The 20,259-nt window shown below is 63.9% G+C and carries 17 protein-coding genes; 9 read left to right on the top strand and 8 right to left on the bottom strand.

Going from position 1 to position 20,259, the window contains the following annotated elements; genetic code table 11:
* Positions 1-21: 21 nt before the first annotated feature.
* From FJV77_RS18510 to FJV77_RS18485, 6 genes are all read left to right on the top strand, one after another.
* The gene (locus FJV77_RS18510; RefSeq protein ID WP_281408588.1) at positions 22-762 is read left to right on the top strand and encodes an ABC transporter ATP-binding protein; all 741 of its coding nucleotides are present in this window, start codon (positions 22-24) and stop codon (positions 760-762) included.
* Positions 759-1,487: an ABC transporter ATP-binding protein gene (locus tag FJV77_RS18505; RefSeq protein ID WP_142868204.1), complete on the top strand. Its 729-nt coding sequence runs from the start codon at positions 759-761 to the stop codon at positions 1,485-1,487. The genes FJV77_RS18510 and FJV77_RS18505 overlap by 4 nt, the downstream gene beginning before the upstream one ends.
* Entirely contained in the window at positions 1,484-2,380 is an 897-nt protein-coding gene (locus tag FJV77_RS18500; RefSeq protein ID WP_142868203.1) for a branched-chain amino acid ABC transporter permease, read from the top strand. The genes FJV77_RS18505 and FJV77_RS18500 overlap by 4 nt, the downstream gene beginning before the upstream one ends.
* Positions 2,377-3,441, top strand: coding sequence for a branched-chain amino acid ABC transporter permease (locus FJV77_RS18495; protein ID WP_142868202.1), 1,065 nt, complete (start codon positions 2,377-2,379; stop codon positions 3,439-3,441). The genes FJV77_RS18500 and FJV77_RS18495 overlap by 4 nt, the downstream gene beginning before the upstream one ends.
* Before the next feature lie 2 nt (positions 3,442-3,443).
* Positions 3,444-4,229: a coniferyl-alcohol dehydrogenase gene (locus FJV77_RS18490; RefSeq protein WP_142868285.1), complete on the top strand. Its 786-nt coding sequence runs from the start codon at positions 3,444-3,446 to the stop codon at positions 4,227-4,229.
* Between the two features lie 96 nt (positions 4,230-4,325).
* Entirely contained in the window at positions 4,326-5,771 is a 1,446-nt protein-coding gene (locus tag FJV77_RS18485) for an aldehyde dehydrogenase (protein ID WP_142868201.1), read from the top strand.
* Between the two features lie 95 nt (positions 5,772-5,866).
* On the opposite strand, the gene FJV77_RS18475 is transcribed toward FJV77_RS18485, so the two are convergent.
* Positions 5,867-6,922, bottom strand: coding sequence for a LacI family DNA-binding transcriptional regulator (locus FJV77_RS18475; RefSeq protein ID WP_142868200.1), 1,056 nt, complete (start codon positions 6,920-6,922; stop codon positions 5,867-5,869).
* 199 nt (positions 6,923-7,121) lie between these two features.
* Here FJV77_RS18475 and FJV77_RS18470 point away from each other — a divergent pair, with 199 nt between their 5' ends.
* Positions 7,122-8,153: a hydroxyacid dehydrogenase gene (locus tag FJV77_RS18470; RefSeq protein WP_142868199.1), complete on the top strand. Its 1,032-nt coding sequence runs from the start codon at positions 7,122-7,124 to the stop codon at positions 8,151-8,153.
* Positions 8,154-8,523: 370 nt separating this feature from the next.
* Here the strand turns inward: FJV77_RS18470 and msuE are convergent, their stop codons facing one another.
* Positions 8,524-9,084, bottom strand: coding sequence for an FMN reductase (gene msuE / locus FJV77_RS18465; RefSeq protein ID WP_142868198.1), 561 nt, complete (start codon positions 9,082-9,084; stop codon positions 8,524-8,526).
* 277 nt (positions 9,085-9,361) lie between these two features.
* On the opposite strand from msuE, the gene FJV77_RS18460 reads away from it, so the two are divergent.
* The gene (locus FJV77_RS18460; protein WP_142868197.1) at positions 9,362-11,008 is read left to right on the top strand and encodes an acetolactate synthase large subunit; all 1,647 of its coding nucleotides are present in this window, start codon (positions 9,362-9,364) and stop codon (positions 11,006-11,008) included.
* A 33-nt stretch (positions 11,009-11,041) separates the two neighbouring features.
* Here the strand turns inward: FJV77_RS18460 and FJV77_RS18455 are convergent, their stop codons facing one another.
* The 6 genes from FJV77_RS18455 to FJV77_RS18430 form a co-directional block, all read right to left on the bottom strand.
* The gene (locus FJV77_RS18455; RefSeq protein ID WP_142868196.1) at positions 11,042-12,412 is read right to left on the bottom strand and encodes an alpha-glucosidase/alpha-galactosidase; all 1,371 of its coding nucleotides are present in this window, start codon (positions 12,410-12,412) and stop codon (positions 11,042-11,044) included.
* Between the two features lie 20 nt (positions 12,413-12,432).
* Entirely contained in the window at positions 12,433-14,100 is a 1,668-nt protein-coding gene (locus FJV77_RS18450; protein WP_142868195.1) for an ABC transporter ATP-binding protein, read from the bottom strand.
* A 10-nt stretch (positions 14,101-14,110) separates the two neighbouring features.
* Positions 14,111-15,244 carry an ABC transporter permease gene (locus FJV77_RS18445; protein ID WP_142868194.1) on the bottom strand — a complete coding sequence of 378 codons (1,134 nt, stop codon included), beginning with the start codon at positions 15,242-15,244 and terminating at the stop codon, positions 14,111-14,113.
* Positions 15,245-16,252: an ABC transporter permease gene (locus tag FJV77_RS18440; protein WP_142868193.1), complete on the bottom strand. Its 1,008-nt coding sequence runs from the start codon at positions 16,250-16,252 to the stop codon at positions 15,245-15,247.
* Positions 16,253-16,354: 102 nt separating this feature from the next.
* Positions 16,355-18,466 carry an ABC transporter substrate-binding protein gene (locus FJV77_RS18435; RefSeq protein WP_142868192.1) on the bottom strand — a complete coding sequence of 704 codons (2,112 nt, stop codon included), beginning with the start codon at positions 18,464-18,466 and terminating at the stop codon, positions 16,355-16,357.
* A gap of 97 nt (positions 18,467-18,563) precedes the next feature.
* Positions 18,564-20,030, bottom strand: coding sequence for an alpha-glucosidase/alpha-galactosidase (locus FJV77_RS18430; RefSeq protein ID WP_142868191.1), 1,467 nt, complete (start codon positions 20,028-20,030; stop codon positions 18,564-18,566).
* Between FJV77_RS18430 and FJV77_RS18425 the strand changes: the two genes are divergently transcribed.
* Positions 20,020-20,259, top strand: coding sequence for a hypothetical protein (locus FJV77_RS18425; RefSeq protein WP_142868190.1), 240 nt, complete (start codon positions 20,020-20,022; stop codon positions 20,257-20,259). The two genes, FJV77_RS18430 and FJV77_RS18425, sit on opposite strands and share 11 nt — an antisense overlap.

The raw sequence follows: 20,259 nt of genomic DNA, 5'->3' as shown, positions 1-20,259 counted from the left end.
GACGGTTACGGGGATCGCATCGTGAACGGTTCAGCAAACGCTGCGATCCTCAGCGCCGCCGGCATCCACAAACGCTTCGGCGCGCTGGTGGTACTCGACGATATCGACTTCGCCATGATGGCCGACAAGGCGGTCGGCATTGTCGGCCCGAACGGCGCCGGCAAGACGACGCTGCTCAGCGTCCTTTCAGGCGCCTTTCCGCCGAGTGCCGGCACCGTTGCCTTCAAGGGCGGCGACGTGACGGCGATGCCGGCAACGCAGCGCTGTCGTCTCGGCCTGGTGCGCACGCACCAGGTGCCGAAGCCGTTCAGCGGCATGACCACGTTCGAAAATGTCTTTGTCGCCGCGTCGCATGGCGCCGGTCTCGCCCGCGACGAGGCCTATGAGGAGGCGCTGGCGTCACTGAAACTGTGCGGCATGCTGGGCGTCGCCAACCGGCGGGCCGAAACGCTCGGCCTGCTCGACCGCAAGCGGCTGGAACTGGCCCGCGCGCTTGCGGCGAGACCGACATTGCTTCTGCTCGACGAGATCGGCGGCGGACTGACCGATGGCGAGGCCAGCGAGCTCGTCGACACGATCAAGGAATTGCGCCGGCGCAAGATCGGCATCGTCTGGATCGAGCACATCGTCCACATCCTGCTGCAGGTGGCCGAGCGGCTGATCTGCATGGATGCCGGCAAGATCATCGCCGACGGCGAGCCGCAGGCGGTGATGGCCGATCCGGAAGTCGTGCGCGCCTATCTCGGTGGAGGCCCGAAATGAGCCTGCTCGCAATCGAGAACCTGGTTGTCCGGCACGGCCTCTTACAGGCAGTGCGCGGTGTGAGCTTTGCGATCGAGCGCGGCGAAACGCTGGCGCTGGTCGGCGCCAATGGCGCCGGCAAGACGACGTTGCTCAGGGCAATCGCCGGCGCGCATCAGCCGACAGCCGGCCGTGTGCTGCTGGACGGCGCCGATATCACCGGCGTGCCGTCGCACAAGCGCGTCGGCATGGGCGTCGCGCTGGTGCCCGAGGGACGAAAGCTGTTCGTTCAGATGACCGTCGAAGAGAACCTCCTGCTCGGCAAGACCGCCGGCCGTCCCGGCGACTGGAGCGTGGAACGAGTGCTCGACACCTTTCCCAATCTGAAGCCGCGCCGCCACGCCAAGACCGGGCATCTCTCCGGCGGCGAGCAGCAGGCCACCGCAATTGGCCGCGCGCTGATGAGCAATCCCGAGCTGCTGCTGCTCGACGAGGTCTCGCTCGGCCTGTCGCCGCTGGTGGTCGACCGCGTCTACGCCTCGCTGCAGGGCCTGATCAGTTCCGGCACGACGATCATCCTGGTCGAACAGGACCTTAACCGCGCGCTCTCGGTCTCGGACAAAGTCATCTGCATGCTCGAAGGACGCGTGGCGCTCGAGGGTTCGAGCAAGGGCGTCTCGCGCGACGAGGTGACGAAGGCCTATTTCGGCCTGCACAGGAAAAGCGCCGGGAGTGTGCCGGCATGAGCAACCAGATCGTCCAGGGCATTCTGCTCGGCGGCTACTACGCGCTGATCGCCTGCGGCCTCTCCTTCATGTTTTCGGTGATGCGCATCATCAACCTCGCGCATGGCAGCCTTGCCGTATTTTCGGCCTATGCGCTGTGGTGGCTCGCCTCACGCTTCCACATCTCGCCTTTCGTCGGCCTGCTCATCGTCCTGCCGCTGATGGCGGCGATCGGCTGGGCGCTGCAACGCTTCCTGCTCGAGCGCAGCGCACGCGGCGGCGCGCTGCTGCCGATCCTCACCACATTCGGCCTCGCCATCGTCATCGACAATGCGCTGTTCGAGCAATTCGGCGCCGACACACGGTCGCTGGCGCCCTATATCGGCAGCCTGTCCTACGATTCCTGGGAGTGGCCGGGCAGCATCTATGTCGGCAAGCTTGCCGTCATCATGTTCGCCGCCGCCGTCACCCTGCTCGGCGGGCTGCAGCTGTTCCTGACCCGCACCAGGCTTGGCCGCTCGATCCGCGCCACCTCGGAAGATCCCGATACGGCCGGTCTCGTCGGCGTCGACGCGCGCCGCGCCAACGCCCTTGCCGCGGCCATCGCCATGGTCACCGTCGGTCTTGCCGGCGCCTTTCTCGGCATGCGCGCCACCTTCGATCCCTATACCGGCGCACCGCAATTGCTGTTCGCTTTCGAGGCGGCGGTGATCGGCGGCGCCGGCTCTCTGTGGGGCACACTTCTCGGCGGCATCGTGCTGGCGCTTGCCCAGACGCTCGGCGCGCAGGTGCATCCGCAAGGCTTCCTGATCGGCGGCCATGTCGCCTTCCTGATCGTGTTGTTCATCCGGCTCTCCACGTCCGGCCTCGGCCTGCGTGGCCTGCTGCGCCTGCCAGCGAGGAAGACGACATGAGCGCAGTTTCAACGTCTCCCGTCATCGAGCGCGGCACCCCGGCCTCGCGCATCTCGGCGATCGCGGTCGTCGTGATCATCGTGCTGCTCGCCGATGCGCCGCAATTCCTGTCGGCCGGCGCGGTCGACCGCATGACCGCCTTGTTCATCTATGTGATCCTGGCGGCGATGTGGAATGCGCTGGCCGGCTTCGGCGGCCTGGTCTCTGTGGGACAGCAAGTGTTCTTCGGCCTCGGCGCCTATTTCGCCATTCGCCTGGCCGATGCCGGCCTCAACCCGTTCGCCTCGCTGTTCGTCTCGGCGATCATCGTCGGCGCGATCTCCTGGCCGATGTCGCTGTTCATGCTCCGGCTGAGGAATGGCGAGTTCGCCATCGGCATGTGGGTGATCGCGGCCCTCACCCATCTCCTGGTCAATCTCGACCGGCTGGTGCAAGGCGAAACCGGGACGTCGCTGATTTCGCTCAACGTCTATGACGCCGGCGCCAGACGGGCGACGATCTACTGGCTGGCGCTGGCCGCGATGACCGCGCTGCTCGCCATCCTGTTCGGCCTGCTGCGCGGCAGCACGGGTGCCGCCATCCGCGCTATCAGGGACAATGAGGATGCCGCCGCGTCGGTCGGCGTACGCGTCACCGGCACCAAGCGGCTTCTGTTCGTGCTCGCCGCCTTCGGCATCGGCATTGCCGGCGCGCTGTGGCTGGCCACCTCCATCACCTTCCAGCCGAAAACCTACTTCAACGTCCAGTGGACTGCCTACATGATCTTTATGGTGCTGGTCGGCGGCATCGGCACCTTCGAGGGCGCAATTCTCGGCGCGCTGCTGTTCTTCCTCATCGAGACCTGGTTCGGCGGCACCGGCGTCTGGTATCTCATCGGCCTTGGCGCCACCGCGGTGCTGTTCTCGCTGTTCCTGCCGCGCGGCCTATGGGGAACGCTGGAGGAGCGCTTTGGCCTGCGCCTGCTGCCGGTCGGCTATCGCGTCAGGCTGCCGGCAAACGCCACCGACAGCGACACCGTGCCAACATCGCAACAGGCAACAGCACATCGGGAGAAAGCGTGACCATGCTTTTCGGCAAGACCATTCTCATAACCGGTGTCGCGTCCGGCATCGGCGCGCGGACGGCGGAGCTCGCCTGCCAACTTGGCGCGGATGTGATCGGCGTCGACGTGCGCGAGCCGGCAGCAACAGTCGGCAGTTTCGTCAAGGCCGACATCTCGTCCAAGGCCGGCGTCGATGATCTCGTCGCATCCCTGCCGCAGCGCATCGACGCGCTCTGCAACGTCGCCGGCCTCTCCGGCAACACCGGCGCGGTGTCGACACTGGCTGTCAACTTCTACGGTCTGCGCGCACTTTCGGAAGGTCTCGCGCCACGACTTCGCGAAGGCGGCACCATCGTCAACGTCGCTTCGATCGCCGGCTATGGCTGGCGCGCCAACCTCAACCGTGCAGCGTCGATGGTCGGCATCGAGGGCTTTCCCGATGTCGCCAAAGTGGTCGCCGACCATCAGGTGAAGAACGAGGAAGGCTACCCCGTCTCCAAGGAACTGCTGCTTCTGTGGACGCAGCGCGCCGCGCATCAGGACCTGTTCAGGAGCCGCGGCATCCGCGTCAATGCGGTGAGCCCCGGCCCGGTGGAGACACCGATCCTGAAACAGTTCCGCAGCGTGCTCGGCGACGCCCGCGTCGACAGCGACATCGCCCGGGTCGGACGCACCGGCACCTCGGGCGACATTGCGCCTGTCGTGCTGTTCCTGTGCTCGGACGGCGCGCGCTGGGTCAACGGCGCCAACGTGCCGGTCGACGGCGGCCTCGAAGCATCGATCAACGCCGAAGTGCTCGGCTTCTAGACCACGATCCCGAAAAGTGGGAACCCGGTTTTCGGATTAGATCATGGTCAACAACAAGATAGAAAAGGCGCTCGACGGCGAGCGAGGGAGAAAACAATGGATATCGGACTTCTGATCGACGGCGACAAAAGGGATGCGTCCGGTTCGGCCTCTTACGAGCGCTTGGACCCGTTCACCGGCAAGTTGGCGACGCGCGCCGCAGCCGCCAGCGTAACCGATGCCAATGCGGCCGTCGAAGCTGCGGCCACCGCCTTCAAGACCTGGTCGAAGACCGGACCGGGCGAACGCCGCGCCTTGCTCGCCAAGGCAGCCGATGTGATGGATTCCAAGGTCGGCGAATTCACCAAATTGATGATGGAAGAGACCGGCGCCACCGGCCCCTGGGCCGGTTTCAACGTCATGCTGGCCGCCAAAATGTTGCGCGAGGCGGCCGCGATGACGACGCAGATTTCGGGCGAGGTCATCCCCTCCGACAAGCCCGGCACGCTGGCCATGGCGATCCGCCAGCCGGCCGGCGTGTGCCTCGGCATCGCACCGTGGAATGCCCCGGTCATTCTCGGCACCCGCGCCATCGCCATGCCGATCGCCTGCGGCAACACCGTGGTGCTGAAGGCCTCCGAAATGTGCCCAGGCACGCACCGGCTGATCGGCCAGGTGCTGGTCGAGGCCGGCCTGCCCAAGGGCGTCATCAATGTCGTCACCAACGACCCGAAGGATGCGGCGGCAATTGTCGAGGCGCTGGTCGCGCATCCTGCGGTCAGGCGCGTCAATTTCACTGGCTCGACCAAGGTCGGCAGGATCATCGCAGAATTCGCCGGCAAACACCTGAAGCCGGCCCTGCTTGAGCTCGGCGGCAAGGCGCCGCTGGTGGTGCTCGACGATGCCGACATCGACGCCGCGGTCAATGCGGCTGCCTTCGGCGCCTACATGCACCAGGGCCAGATCTGCATGTCGACCGAGCGGCTGGTCGTCGATGAAAAGGTCGCCGACGAATTCGTCGCCAAGCTCGCCGCCCGCGCCTCTGGATTGCCGGCCGGCGACCCGCGCGGCCATGTCGTGCTGGGTTCGCTGATCAGCAGCCAGTCCGCCGACAAGATGGAAGAACTGGTTGCCGACGCCGTCGCCCAGGGCGCGAAGCTGGTGGCCGGCGGCAAGCGCACCGGAACCGTGGTCGAAGCAACATTGCTCGACCATGTCACGCCGGCGATGCGCGTCTATTCGGAAGAATCCTTCGGGCCGGTCAAGCCGGTGATCCGCGTCAATGGCGAGGACGAGGCCGTGCGCGTCGCCAACGACACCGAATACGGCCTGTCGTCGGCCGTCTTCAGCCGCGACATCCGCCGCGCTTTTGCCGTTGCTGCGCGCATCGAAGCCGGCATCTGCCACATCAACGGCCCGACCGTCGGCGACGAGGCGCAAATGCCGTTCGGCGGCGTCAAGGGTTCGGGCTATGGCCGCTTCGGCGGCAAGGCCTCGATCGCCGAATTCACCGACCTGCGCTGGCTGACCATCGAGGATCCCGCCCAGCACTATCCGTTCTGATTGATACAACGCCTTCGGCAGATGATTATCTGCCGAGCGTCAGCCCTGCCTTCCTCGCTTCCGCGCGCAGGAACGGCAGGCCGACGCCGATGACATCATCGGGATTGTCCGCCACCGGCCGCCACACCTGGCGAGCCAACGGATTCCCGCATCAAAACCCGGCAAGGCTCGAGCCGCGCGATCGCCGGCCCCTCCCCACCTTCAATCCTTGCAAACAGCGCCTCCATGGCGTGGCCGGCGATCTGGCGCACCGGCTGCACAACGGCGGCGATGGCCGGCCATGTCACCTGCATCCATTCGGCGTCGTCGAAGCCGACCAGCGAAATATCGTTGGGGCAATGCCAGCCGCGCCGGCGGAATTCCGACAGCGCCACCAGCGTGCCCTTGAGGAACAGCGAATAGACGGCCGTCGGCCGCTCGCCTTTGGCGAAATACTCGCGCAACTGCGCTCGCAGCGGCTCGACACCGGTTTCGGCGAGCACGACATCGATGCGCACATCCGGCGCCAGTTTGAGCGCGGCGGTGCGAAACCCGTCGAGGCGGGCGCGGACCGTCGCCGCCTGCTCGCCGAGGCCGACGACCAGTATATGGCGATGGCCCTTGGCGATCAGTTCGCGCGCCACTTCGGCGCTGGCCGCGGCACTGTCGGCCGACACCGTGTCGAAGGCGTCGTCGGACAACACACGGTCGATCAACACGCCGGTCATGCCATTGGCCTTCATGAACTCGGCCGCCGGCCCATGCTCGTTGCGCACCGGCGCCAGCACCACGCCGGCGACGCGCCAGTCATGCATGCGGGCGAGGATTTCCTTCTCACGCGCTTCCGATTCACGGCTCGACGCCGCCACCAGCGTGTAGCCGCGCTGCTCGGCGAGGCCCTCGAGCTGGGTGACCATCTGGCCGAAAAACTCGCTTTCGAACTCGGGCATGATGGCGCCGATGATGCGGCGCTTGGCCCGGCGCATGTCGGAGGCCAGCGGGTCGACGCGGTAACCCAGTTGCTCGACGGCTTCCAAGACGCGCTGCGCATTCTCCGGCTTCACCGTGATGACGCCGGCCATGACCTTGGAGACGGTGGCGGCAGACACGCCGGCGCGGCTTGCCACGTCGTGGATCGACGCACGCCGCTGCTGGTCCTGCCTGTGCGCCATTGGTTCTCCTCCCGACGCGCGGACTGAAGCATTCCGTCCGCTGGAGAATGAGTAAATCGATTTTTCGAAGTTGTAAATCGTTTAATCGTGGGTATTTTACCCGTTGAGCGCATGTCGCCCTAAAGTGTGATGCGGTTTTGGGATAACGACAAGTGCAAAGCAAAAATACGCGATGCGGGTCGCGCCGGGAGGGATAGTCATGCCGAACAAGGCCTTGCCGCTGGGCATCAGCGCGCCGGAACCACGCACGCTCGAGCTGATCTTCACCCCGCCACAGCTGGCGCGCCTCAAGGCGCACTACCGCATTGTCGAGACGACGGCCGACGGCGTGGCGAAACTGCCGGCCGATGTGCTGGCCGAAGCCCGCTACATCATCGGCCAGCCGCCGATCTCGTCCGAGACGCTGGAGGCAATGAAAGCGCTGCGCTGCGTCTTCAATGTCGAGACCAACCTGGTCAACAACATGCCCTATGAGACGCTGTTTGCGCGCGGCATCCATGTCGTCACCACCGGCCTGGTCTTCGCCGAGCCGGTGGCCGAACTCGGCCTTGCCATGGCGCTCAACCTCGCCCGCAACATCGTCGATGCCGACCTTGCGTTCCGCAGGGGCGAGGAGCTGTGGGGCGGCGACGGCAACCAGACCGCGCGGCTGCTTTCCGGGGCCGATGTCGGCATTATCGGCTTCGGCGATCTCGGCCGCGCGCTGAACCGACTTCTGTCGGGCTTTCGCACCCGCACCAAAGTCTTCGATCCTTGGCTGCCGCCGTCGATCCTGATCGACAATGGCGTCGAGCCGGCCTCGCTCGACGATGTCCTGACATCGAGCGACTTCGTCTTCGTCGTCGCTTCAGTGACCTCGGAGAACCAGGGCTTTCTCGGCGCCGATGCCTTTGCCTCGATGCGCAAGGGCGCTGCCTTCATCCTGCTCAGCCGCGCCGGCGTGGTCGACTTCCCTGCTCTGATGGCAGCGGTGAAGAGCGGCCACATCCTTGCCGCCAGCGATGTCTTTCCCGAAGAGCCGCTGGCACAGGATCACCCAGTCCGCACCATGCCCGGCTTCCTGCGCTCCGCTCACCGCGCCGGCGCGCTCGACATCGCCTTCAAGCGCATGGGCGACATGGTGCTGGAGGACATGGACCTGATCGACCGCGGCCTGCCCCCGCTGCGCTCCAAGCGCGCCGAGCGCGAGACGGTGTCGAGGATGCGCTCCAAGCCGGCTGACAGGAATTAGTTATCGCGACAAATCGGTCCTGAATTGGATTTCGGAGTTGGGCCAAGCCCCTTTGTCGTCGCCGCTCACGATGACCGCGAGCGCGGGAACCTTTGCTCGGCATTGGCGTTTTTCAACCGGATCGCTCCCATTCGATCCAGACCCTCCAATCAATACCCCGCCAGGCCTAGCCGGCGGGGTGTTGATTTTGGCTATGACGTGAGGACTTGCAGGAATCTCGCGGAACGATCCTTCCGCCGGATAGTTTTGAAAGCAGTCGGGCGGTGGGTGGCCCGGCGTACTCCAAGGAGGCCCGTCACGATTCGCGTCGGTGGCGGGCCTTTTTTCATTCCCGAGCCGTTAAGGCTGGAGGCGACCTGCTCGCTGCATTCTATCCGGCAGCGACGCCGGCGGCCGAGCGATTGGCCAGCACCAGCCCGACCTCGCCAACAACCTGCTCGACGCGCTTCAGGATCGGTTCGGCCCTCAGCACGCCGTCGGAAAAATCCTTGTCCGTGGCGTAGATCCCTGTCGGCAGCGTCAGCGCTTCGAAGAAGCCGAACAGCGGCCGCAACTGGTGCTCGACGATCAACGCATGGCGATCGTTGCCGCCGGTGGCAAGCAGCACCACCGGCTTGCCGCGCAAGGAAGCCGGATCGAACAGATCGAAAAAGTGCTTGAACAGGCCGGTGTAGCTGCCTTTGTAGGTCGGCGAACCGACCACCAGCACATCGGCATTGACGACGCTGTCGAAAATTGCCCGCGCCTGGCTATCGAGATCGCGCGCCCATTTGGCTGCGCCCAGCGACGGGCCGAGGTCTTCGATGTCATAGGTGCTCGCCGACAAGCCATGCTGGCGCGCAATATCCCTGACGACCTGGTCGACGAAGCCGCGCGTCTTGGACGGCCGGGTGAAATTGCCGGAAAATCCGACGACGGTTGGATTGGGCATATTCTGGGCACCTCTCGCGCGGCGGGCAGGCCCGCTTCATACCTATTTACAGGCTTGCGCCTGTCGCAAGAAGCAAGGATTGGTCGCCCAGCGCCATCCCTAGGGAATTTTTTTTCCGTTTGCCCGAAACGCTCGCTGGTCTCAGGCCGCGGAAACAGAACGGTCTGTAAGGCAAAACGACGTTGGCGGCGGCCGTGCCTCGCGCTAGGGCTTTTTCGGGACTATGTCTGACCATATCCCGACGCGGTTAGCCGCCACTTCGCCCAGGAGACGCTTCGTGCCCAAAGGTTCAGACCTGCTTGTAGCCGCTCTCGAGAATGAGGGCGTCGATCGCATCTTCGGCATTCCGGGCGAAGAGAATCTCGATGTCGTGGAATCCATCCGCAAATCCTCGATCCAGCTCATCCTGACCCGCCATGAGCAGGCGGCAGCCTTCATGGCCGCCACCCATGGCAGGCTCACCGGCAAGCCAGGTGTGTGCATCACCACGCTCGGGCCTGGTGCCCTGAACCTGACGACCGGTGCTGCCTATGCGTTGCTCGGCGCCATGCCGATGATCATGATCACCGGGCAGAAGGGAATCCGGTCGTCGCGCCAGGCTCGCTTCCAGATTGTCGATATCGTCGCCGCGATGAAGCCGTTGACAAAGCTGTCGCGTCAGATCATCTCGCCGAGGACAATTCCCGCCGTGGTGCGCGAAGCCTTCCGCATTGCCGAGGAGGAGCGTCCGGGGCCGGTGCATCTGGAACTGCCGGAGGACATCGCGGCCGAGGAATGCGACGATGTCGCGCTGATCCCGCCGCATCCGGTCGAGCTGCCTCTGGCGAGCCCGCTGGCGCTCGACCGTGCCGCGGAGATGATCATCAAGGCGCAGCGTCCGCTGGCGATGCTGGGTGCCGCCGCCTCGCGACCGCGCTCGACCTCCGACCTCGCTCAGTTCGTGCTGCGAACCGGCATTCCCTATTTCACCACGCAGATGGGCAAGGGCACGGTGCCCGGCGGGACCGAGCTCTATATGGGCACGGCCGCGCTTTCCGAGCGCGACTATGTGCATGAGGCGATCGAACAGGCCGACCTCATCATCACCATCGGACACGACACGATCGAGAAGCCGCCCTTCATCATGGGCGACAAGGGACCGAAAGTGATCCATGTCGGCTACCAGCCGGCAAATGTCGAACAGGTCTATTTCCCGCAGACCGAAGTGATCGGCGACATCGGCGCCTCGCTCAGGCTGCTTGCCGATCGCCTTGAGGGCAAGATCCCCAACGCGCAAGCGCTCCTGCCGCTGCGCGAAGGCATCTTGAACCGCATTGCCGCCCGCGCCACCGAGGATCGCTTCACGCCGCAGCGCCTGGTCCATGATATCCGCGCGGTGATGCCGGCGGACGGCATCCTGGCGCTCGACAATGGCATGTACAAGATCTGGTTCGCGCGCAACTACCGCACACGGGTCGCCAACACGCTGCTGCTCGACAACGCGCTGGCCACGATGGGCGCCGGCCTGCCTTCGGCGATGACCGCCGCGATGCTCTATCCCGGGCGGCGCGTCATGGCGATCTGCGGCGATGGCGGCTTCATGATGAACAGCCAGGAACTGGAAACCGCCGTCAGGCTGAAACTCAACCTCATCGTGCTGATCATCGAGGACCACGCTTTCGGCATGATCCGCTGGAAGCAGGCGGTCGACCAGTTTCCCGATTTCGGCATGACCTTCGGCAACCCCGATTTCGTCCGCTATGCCGAAGCCTATGGCGCCAGGGGCACTAGGGTCGGCGCCATTGCCGACCTCAAGCCGACGCTCGAAACGGCGTTCACCGCGGGCGGCGTCCATCTCGTCGTCGTCCCGATCGACTATTCGGAAAACGAGCGCGTCCTGGTCGAGGAACTGCGCCACCGGCTGCCGGCGCCGCCGCACGCTTGACAACGCAGGGAGAGGCCGCAGCAGCAGCGGCGATCAGGCCGCCCGGACTTTGGCGCTCCCACGCGCCCAGGCCGGCAGCCAGTCGCCATGAGCGGCGAGCAGATCATCGACCAGCGACCATATCTGGTCGAGGTCGAGTTCGGCCGCCGTGTGCGGGTCCATCATCGCCGCGTGGTAGATGTGCTCGCGGTTTTCCGTCATCAGCGCCTGCACCGTCAGTTCCTGCACGTTGATGTTGGTGCGGATCAGCGCGGTGAGCTGCGGCGGCAGCGCGCCAATATAGGTCGGCTGGATGCCTGAGGCATCGACCAGGCACGGCACCTCGGCTGCGCAATTGTCCGGCAGCGAGGTGATGCAGCCATTGTTGCGGACATTGCCGTAGATCACCGACGGCTCGCCGGTCCACACCGAATTCATGATCGAGGAGGCGTATTCCTTCGACTGCTCGACCTCGATGCGGTCGGCCGACTTATAGGCCTCGGCCTGTCCCTTCCAGCGCTCGATCTGCTCGATGCAGCGCTTGGGATATTCGTCGAGCGGAATGCCGAATTTCTCGATCAGGTCGGGGCGCCCTTCCTTGATGAAATAGGGCGTGTATTCGGCGAAATGCTCCGAGCTTTCGGTGACGAAATAGCCGAGCCGCGTCAGCATCTCGTAGCGCACCTTGTTGGGGCAGCGCGGGTTCCAGCCCGGCTTCGGCGCTCTGCCCTCGCGATAGGCGCGGACCAGGTCCGGATAGAGGTTGCGGTAAGTGCCGTCCGGCTGGCGATGCTCGAATTTGAGATAGAAGGCCATGTGGTTGATGCCGGCCGAGCGGTAGCGGATTTCCTCGTAGGGAATGTCGAGATCGTGCGCCAACTCCATCGCCGTGCCTTGCACCGAATGGCAAAGGCCGACCTGTTTGATCTCAGGATATTTCTCCGCGATAGCCCAGGTGTTGATCGCCATCGGGTTGACGTACTGCAGCATGATCGCCTGCGGACAGACAGCCAGCATGTCCTCGCAGATCTTCCACAGATGCGGTACGGTCCTGAGGCCGCGCATGATGCCGCCGACACCGAGCGTGTCGGCGATTGTCTGGCGCAGGCCGTACTTCTTCGGCACCTCGAAATCGGTGACGGTGCACGGCTCATAGCCGCCGATCTGGAAGGCGACGACGACGAAGTCGGCGCCGGCGAGCGCCTTCTTCTGGTCGGAATAGGTCTCGGCCTTCGCCTTCACCCCGAGCGTCGCGATCAGCTTGTTGACGACGATAGCGCTCTCTTCCAGCCGCTGCGGATTGATGTCCATCAGCGCGATCGTAGCATTCGACAGCGATGGCCGCTGCAGCACGTCGCCGACAATGTTCTTCATGAACACGGTCGAACCGGCGCCAATGAAGGTGATCCTGGGATGTCTTGCCACGTTAAACCTCCGGCACTTTGCTACGCCACGTCGAAGGCGGCCCTGACGAGCCGTTCGGTGTAGGCGGTCTTGGGATGGGTGAGGACCTCGTCGACGGGTCCCTGTTCGACGATCTTGCCGTTCTGCATGACGATGACGCGGTGGCAGAGCGCGCGCACCACCTTCAGGTCGTGCGAAATGAAGAGGTAGCTCAAGCCGCGTTCGTCCTGCAGCTTGCGCAACAGGTCAATGATCTGCGCCTGCACCGAAAGGTCGAGCGCCGATGTCGGCTCGTCGAGCAGGATGAATTCGGGCTGCAGCGCGATGGCGCGCGCAATCGCGATGCGCTGCCGCTGGCCGCCGGAAAATTCGTGCGGAAAGCGCGACAGGATGTTGCCGGGCATGCCGGCGCTGACCAGGGCGTCGCGCACCCGCTCGACCCGCTCGCGCCGCGTCGCCCCTAACCTGTTGACGACCAACCCTTCCTCGATGATCTGGCCGATCGTCATGCGCGGATTGAGCGAGGAGAACGGATCCTGGAAGACGACCTGCATGCGTGAGCGAAGCGGCCGCATCTCGGTGCGCGACAGGCCCTGGATCGGCTGGCCGTCGAAGCTGATCTCGCCGCGCTTGGCATCGGTAAGTTTGAGTAGAGCGAGACCGAACGTGGTCTTGCCGGAGCCGGATTCACCAACCAGCCCAAGTGTTTCGTGGCGGCAAAGTTTCAGGCCGAGATCGTCGACGGCGACGAGTTCGCGCCAGTCCGGCTTCAGGAAGCTGCCATGGCGCAGCATGAAGCAGACACGCATGTCGTGGGCCTCGAGGATGGTGCCGCTGTTCTCCGGCAGCGGCTGTGGCTTGCCGTGTGGCTCGGAGGCGAGCAACCGTTTGGTGTAGGGATGCTGCGGGTCAGCGAACAGACGCTCGGTGACGTTGTGCTCGCACATCTCGCCATACTGCATGACATAGACATAGTCGGAGAATTTCCGCACCACGGTGAGGTCGTGGGTGATGAGGATCACCGCCATCCTGAGCTCTTTTTGCAGATTGCGGATCAGGTTGAGGATCTGCGCCTGCACCGTGACGTCGAGCGCCGTCGTCGGCTCGTCGGCAATCAGCACATCGGGGTCGTTGGCCAAAGCCATGGCGATCATCACACGCTGGCGCTGCCCGCCCGACATCTGGTGCGGATACTGCTTGATGCGCGCTTCCGGCTCGGGGATCTGGACATGCCGCAGCAGCTCGAGCGCCCGCGCCCAGGCCTCTCTACGGCTCACCTTGCGGTGCACCCGGATTGCTTCGACAATCTGGCTGCCGACCGTATAGATCGGGTTGAGCGAGCTCATCGGCTCCTGGAAGATCATCGAGATGCGGTTGCCGCGCAGCTTGCGCCGTGCGCTCTCCGGAAATTTCAGTATGTCCTGCCCGCAATAGTCGACGGTTGATTTCGCAGAGACGGTGGCCCGCTTTGACAGCAACCCCATGACGGTGCGCGCCGTCACCGACTTTCCCGAGCCGGACTCGCCGACGATAGCGATCGTCTCGCCGCGATAAAGCTGGAACGAGACATCCTTTACCGCCTCGACGACACCGTGCTCGACCTTGAAGGCGACCTCGACGTTGCGGGCATCGATGATCGGTTGGTCGTGGCGTCCGGCATGGTCGAGCCGGACGGCTGGTGCGAAGGTGGCTGCGAGCGCGACGGTCATCCTGGTCACCTCAATAGGGATCGACGGCATCGCGCAGGCCGTCGCCCAGCGCGTTGAAGGCAAACACGGTGATCAGCACGAAGCCGACCGGCGACAGGATCCACGGATAGGTGCCGATGACCGAATAGGTCGCGGTGTCCTGCAGCATCAGACCCCACGAGATCAGCGGCGGTTTCACCGCGAAGCCGAGGAAACCAAGAAAGGCTTCAAGCAGCACCACCGTCGGGATCGCGATGGTCACGGCAACAATGACGTGGCTCATCACATTGGGAAAGATGTGCTGCATGATGATGCGCATGTCGGTGGCGCCGACCGCCATGGCGGCGCGCACGTAGTCGATCCGCGCCAGCGCCAGCGTCTTGCCGCGCACCTCGCGCGACATCTGCGCCCAGCCGAGCGCCGACATGACGATGATGACGAAGGCGAGGAAGACGTTGGTCGGCGCGGTCACCGGGATCAGCGTCGTCAGCGCCAGATAAAGCGGCAGTTGCGGGAAGGCCAGCACCAACTCGACAAAGCGCTGCACCCAGACATCGAACCGGCCGCCGAAATAGCCCGAGACCATGCCGACCGTGGTGCCGATGACGGTGATGATGAACACCACCGTCAGCGCGATCATCAGCGAAACGCGCGAACCCTGGATGGCGCGCGAAAGCACATCCCGGCCGAACTTGTCGGTGCCGAGGAGATGCACCGGCTGGCCGTCGGTCGAGGCGAAGAAATGCCGGTTGGCGGGGATCAGCCCCAGCAGCCGGTACTCGGCACCCTTAACGAAGAAGCCGAGCAGGCGCGGATGCTCGTAGTCCGGCCCGACGACCGGCTGAAAGGTGACCGGGTCGAGGTCAGCCGAATCCGCCAGCGCATAGACCCGCGGCTGCAGCACGAAATTGCCGTCCTTGTCGTGAAAACTCATCACTTGCGGTGGGGCGAAAGCGACATCGGTCGCCTTAGGGTCCATCGGCGCGAAGAAATCGGCGAACAGCGCCATCAGCACAAGAAGCACGACAAGGATCAGCCCGGCCATGCCGGTCCAGGAGCGCCTCAGCCGGCGCCAGACCAGCGCCATGTAGCTCTCATTGCCGCGCGGTGTCGGAATCGCTGTTGCTTCGGCCGGCGGCGGCGGAGATGGGTCGCGTGCCAGCATCTAGCTCTCTCCGAACTGGCGCACGCGCGGGTCGAGCAGCGCAAGCAGCATGTCGGCGATGATGTTGCCGACGATCAGCGTCGCCGAAAGCACCATCATGAACGTCGCCGTGACATAGACGTCGCCGACCGCCATCGAACCGACAATCGCCGGCCCGACCGTCGGCAGCGCGAAGATGATCGCCGTCTCGATCTCGCCGGTCAGCATGTAGGGCAGCACCACGCCCTGATACATGATGAGCGGGTGCAGCGCATTGGGCACGGCATGGCGCATGACGACGGCGCCGCCGGTGAGCCCCTTGGCCTTGGCCGTCTCGACATATTGGGCGTTGAGCGTATCGAGCAGATTGCCGCGCATGACGCGCATATTGTAGGCGAGGCCGCCAAAGGTGGCGATCGCCACCACCGGCCAGACATGTTTGACGAGGTCGGCGAACTTCGCCCACGACCACGGCGCGCCGCCATATTGCGGTGAGAAGAAACTGCCGATCTCCGACACGTTGAACTGGAAGACCAGGAGATAGACGATGATCAGCGCCATCAGGAAGCGCGGCACGGTCATGCCGAGGAAGGAAATGGCCGAAAGCGTCGAATCGATCCAGGTGTATTGCCGCGTCGCTGCCCAGATGCCGAAGGTGATGCCGAGCACCGAAGCAAGCAGGTGGCAGACCAGCGCCAGCAGCAGCGTGCGTGGCAGCCGCTCGCCGACCACGGCGGCGACCGGCTTGTTGTAGTAGAGGCTGTAGCCGAAATCGCCGCGGGTGACGATGCCGGCGATCCAGTTCAGGTACTGGACCGGCAGCGGTTTATCGAGACCATGCTCGACGCGGTAGGCCTGCGCTTGCGCGTCGGCCTCGGCAAAAGAAGCGCCGCCCTGGTTGATGAGCTGCGAGCGGATATAGTCGGCATAGTCGCCCGGCGGCGCCTGGATAATGGCAAAGGTGACCAGGCTCAAAATGACGAGAACCGGTATTGCGGATGCTATGCGCATGGCCAGGAATCGCAGCACCGTTTCGCCTCCTTGTTGACGGTTTCGGGTCTCTCTGCCGCTGACCTTACTCCGTCCCGGGCGCGCGTGCAGCGCGGCCGGGCGTCAGCCAGGGGAGGAAACTCAGTTTGTCGGGCCCTTGTCGCCGGGCTTGCCAGGAAGCTGCTCGGGAAAGAGTTCGTATTTCTGCTGCTTGTCGGCGGCAACGAACACGCGTTCGCGCACGATCGAATCCTCGGCCCAGTTGAACATGAAGATCGGCGTTCCCTGCGGGATGTTGGAGAAGCGCTTGTTGATGATCAAGGCGCCGGGATATTCCGTTAGGCCGACATTGTAGACATGCTCGGTAGAGATCTTCTGGAACTCCTTCATCAGGCTGGCGCGCTCGTCATTGTCTGACGAGGAGACGAACTTGTTGACGATGTCGACGAGATCCTTTTCGAAAGGCATCAGGTCGACCTGGCCGCTTTCCGGCGCGCGGTGATCCCAACTGGTCTTGGGGCCGACGGGAGCGAGTTGCACAGTATTCTGCACGACGGAGGTCAGCTCCTGCTCGTTGCGCCGGATCAGCCAGTCGAAGCGGCCGGAATATTGTGTGGCATCGCGTTGGGTGCCATTGAGGCCGTTGAGCACGACCCTCAAGCCCAGCTTCTCCATCTGCCCGACGACGCCTTCCGCAAGGCTCTTGTCGGTGGTGTAGTCGTTGTTGACCAGCATCACGATCTCGACATCCTTGCCGCCGGCGGTGCCGGCTGGGAAGTTCACGATACCGTCGCCGTCCGTATCCTTGAGGCCGGCCTTGGCGAGCTCCGCCTTGGCGCCTTCGAGATCGAAGGGGTAGTAGACGGTCGAGTTGCGGTCATAGAAGCTGGTGCCGGAGGAAAAGCCGCCGGGGTAGATGGCGGTGAACGGACCCTTGACCAGCGAGTCGCCGAGCGCCTTGCGGTCGAGCGCCATGGTGATGCCCTTGCGGAAGTCCTCGTTGCGGTTGAGCTCGCGGATCGCCTGACCGCGTTCGTCCGGATTGCCCCAGCCATTGGCGGAAAAATTCATGCGCAGATTGTAGCCGATCAGGCGCGGGCCGAAGGCGAGCCGGGCCGGTGCGTCCTTGTCCGCCGCGCGCTTCAGCGAAGCGACGAAGTTTTCCGGCTGCTCGAGATTGGAGAAATCGGCGGCCCCGGCAACAGCTTGGACATCGCGGTCGGCCCAGGTCGACAGTTTATAGTGCAGCTCGTTGAGATAGGGCAGCTGGTTGCCCTTCTCGTCGACCTTCCAGTAGTAGGGATTGCGGCGAAGGACGATGATGTCATCGGGCCGATACTCCACCGGCACCCAGGCGCCCATCACCGGCATATTCATATATTCCGGCGGGAAGGCATTCTTGAACTGATCGTAGGTGTTCTTCGAATATTTCGGATGCTGCGGTTTCAATATATGCGCGGGGCCGGGGCAGAAAGTGCCATAGGCCATGGCATAGAGATACTGCTTGGGAAAGGCGTCCTTGAACGTCCATTCGACGGTGTAGTCGTCGATCTTCTTCAGTGTCGTGCCGACACCGAAGGTTTCCGCTGTGGCGCCGTTCAACGGCGAGACATTGGGATCGACCACTTCGTCGTCCCAATAGAACATGACATCGTCGGCATTGAACGCAACGCCGTCAGACCATTTGGCGCCTTCGACCAGGTGCATCGTCAGCGTGTGGCCGTCCTTCGACCAGTCCCAGCTTTTGGCCAGGTTCGGCAGCGGCTCGGTGTCCTTGGCCTCGACCTGGAACAGCGGCGCGGTGCGCGTCAGGCATTCGGAGAGGCCGATGTCGATGCCGCCCCATCCTTGCGTCTGGCCGGCGCCATAGTTCCAGCCCTCCGGCCGGCCGCCAATGACGTGGCGCATGGTGTCGCCATAGACGCCGATGCCGTCCGCCATGTTGCTGGTCTTGAACACCAGCGGCTCCTTCGGCAAGCGATCCTTGACCGGTGGCAGCTTGCCGGTCTTGACGTATTTCTCGGTGACCCAGTCGGGCTCGTGATATTCGGGCAGCGCCTTGAATTCCAGGATGGAATCGCGGGCGACGTATTTGATCTTGCCCTCGGCTGGAAACTGCGCCGGCACCGGCGGCACAGTCGGCTCCGATGCGTATGCGCTGCTGAGCGCCGATGCCGAGACGCTCAGCGCCATGCCGGCGAGAATGCCAATTCTGCGCCCGGCGAGAATGCGAATTCTGCGAAAGTTCCTCATAGTCTCCTCCCAGATGTTTCGACGTCTGCTGCTGCCTGCATCACTTCACGACGACTGATCGGCGAGCCGGCCTCCCGCGGTCCGCCTGCAAGCATTCTCAGCCGGCCTGTTTCAGCGCCGTCTTTTCGGCGCGCAATTCCTCGATCGAGCGCACATTGCGCCGCGCCGCTCCCGCCCAGTCGCGGGTCTTGACCTTCGATTTCGAAAGCCGTTCCTTCGCCTCCGGCACGGCCTCGGCATATTGCGGCAGCCAGCGCGCCTGGGCGACAACCATCTCGTCGACCATCTGCCAGACCTCCTCCGGTGTCGACACCGCACCCACCAGCGGATCGTGCAGCACGGCGAGTTTCAACAGGTCGATGTCGCCTGATATCGCCGCATGCACCGACATGCGCTGGACGTTGATCGACGAAATGCAGGTGGCCGCGCACGCTTCCGGAAGTGTGATGCCGGAAGCCATGTTGATGCCGAAGCGGTCGACGAAGCCGGGCGACTCGATAATGGCGTCCTGCGGCAGGTTGGTGATGATGCCGGTGTTCTTGACGTTGAAGTGGCCGCGATAGACGCGGTTCGTCTCCAGCGCTTCGAGAATGTGGCTGGCGTGCTCGTTGGAGCGCTTCGACGCGTCGAGCGGCTTCGACGCCGCTTCGAGGAATTGCGGGAACTCCGTCTCGAACCAGTTGCGCGTCTCGGTGGAGTAGCGGAGATAGCCGCCGGTTTCGCCGTGGATCCAGTCCGACATGTCGATCCAGCGGGTGATTTCGTCCGGCCGCTTGCGATACCATGGCAGATATTCGGAGAGGTGGCCGTTGCTTTCGGTCGAATAGACGCCGAAGCGCTTCAGCACGTCGATACGCAGTTTTTCCTGCTGCGAGTACACCGGATGCGCTTCGAAGGCGGCGACCAGCTCGTCCTTGCCGATCTTACGGCCGTTGAGGCGGAGGTCAATGAACCAGGTCTGATGGTTGATGCCGGAGCAGACATAGTCGAGTTCGCCAGGCGATTTGGCGCCGAGCACTTCGGCGATCTGTGCGGCGCCGTGCTGGACGCCGTGGCAGAGGCCGACCGTATCGACCTTGCCATATTCGATCGCCGCCCAGGTGTTCATCGCCATCGGGTTGGCATAGTTGAGGAATTTCGCGCCCGGCTCGGCGAGTTCGCGGATGTCCTTGCAGAAGTCGAGGATGACCGGAATGTTGCGCTGGCCGTAGAGGATGCCGCCGGCGCAGATCGTGTCGCCGACGCACTGGTCGATGCCGTATTTCAAGGGAATGCGGATGTCGTCGGCATAGGCCTCGAGCCCGCCGACCCGCACGCAGCTGATAACATAGCGCGCGCCTTCCAGCGCCTTGCGGCGGTCGGTGGTCGCCGTCACCTTGGTCGGCAGCTTGTTGGCCTCGACGATGCGGTCGAGGATAGCCTTGATCATCCCGAGATTGTGTTCGCTGAGATCGGTCAGCGCGAATTCGATGTCGCTGAATTCCGGAACGCACAGAATGTCGGTGAACAGCTTCTTGGTGAAGCCGACACTGCCGGCGCCGATAATAGCGATTTTGAAACTCATCACCTTCACCTCGATCCAATCGAATGCCAGGCAAGGAGCAAAGGAGGAGCATATGGCGGCGCGCCAAGGCGCGCATGCCATTGAAGCCGGATTTCCGGCTCTTTCTCCTCCCGCCCGCTCCTCGACCGCGGGTCTTTCGCGTTCTCAGGATTTGGATTATGCCGTTATTCCAGGGCGCGGCCAGAGAACGATTATGCTTTCGAGGGTAATTTTGTGCTACGCGATCTGA

Source organism: Mesorhizobium sp. WSM4306, assembly GCF_007003975.1.
Classification (GTDB): domain Bacteria; phylum Pseudomonadota; class Alphaproteobacteria; order Rhizobiales; family Rhizobiaceae; genus Mesorhizobium.
Note: the sequence above shows the minus strand (reverse complement) of the source record. Positions and strands in the feature narration are given on the sequence as shown.

Coding starts and splice junctions, on each gene's coding strand:
- FJV77_RS18505 (WP_142868204.1), top strand. CDS start 759: ATGAGCCTGCTCGCAATCGAGAACCTGGTTGTCCGGCACGGCCTCTTA.
- FJV77_RS18500 (WP_142868203.1), top strand. CDS start 1,484: ATGAGCAACCAGATCGTCCAGGGCATTCTGCTCGGCGGCTACTACGCG.
- FJV77_RS18495 (WP_142868202.1), top strand. CDS start 2,377: ATGAGCGCAGTTTCAACGTCTCCCGTCATCGAGCGCGGCACCCCGGCC.
- FJV77_RS18490 (WP_142868285.1), top strand. CDS start 3,444: ATGCTTTTCGGCAAGACCATTCTCATAACCGGTGTCGCGTCCGGCATC.
- FJV77_RS18485 (WP_142868201.1), top strand. CDS start 4,326: ATGGATATCGGACTTCTGATCGACGGCGACAAAAGGGATGCGTCCGGT.
- FJV77_RS18475 (WP_142868200.1), bottom strand. CDS start 6,922: ATGGCGCACAGGCAGGACCAGCAGCGGCGTGCGTCGATCCACGACGTG.
- FJV77_RS18470 (WP_142868199.1), top strand. CDS start 7,122: ATGCCGAACAAGGCCTTGCCGCTGGGCATCAGCGCGCCGGAACCACGC.
- msuE (WP_142868198.1), bottom strand. CDS start 9,084: ATGCCCAATCCAACCGTCGTCGGATTTTCCGGCAATTTCACCCGGCCG.
- FJV77_RS18450 (WP_142868195.1), bottom strand. CDS start 14,100: ATGACCGTCGCGCTCGCAGCCACCTTCGCACCAGCCGTCCGGCTCGAC.
- FJV77_RS18445 (WP_142868194.1), bottom strand. CDS start 15,244: ATGCTGGCACGCGACCCATCTCCGCCGCCGCCGGCCGAAGCAACAGCG.
- FJV77_RS18435 (WP_142868192.1), bottom strand. CDS start 18,466: ATGAGGAACTTTCGCAGAATTCGCATTCTCGCCGGGCGCAGAATTGGC.
- FJV77_RS18430 (WP_142868191.1), bottom strand. CDS start 20,030: ATGAGTTTCAAAATCGCTATTATCGGCGCCGGCAGTGTCGGCTTCACC.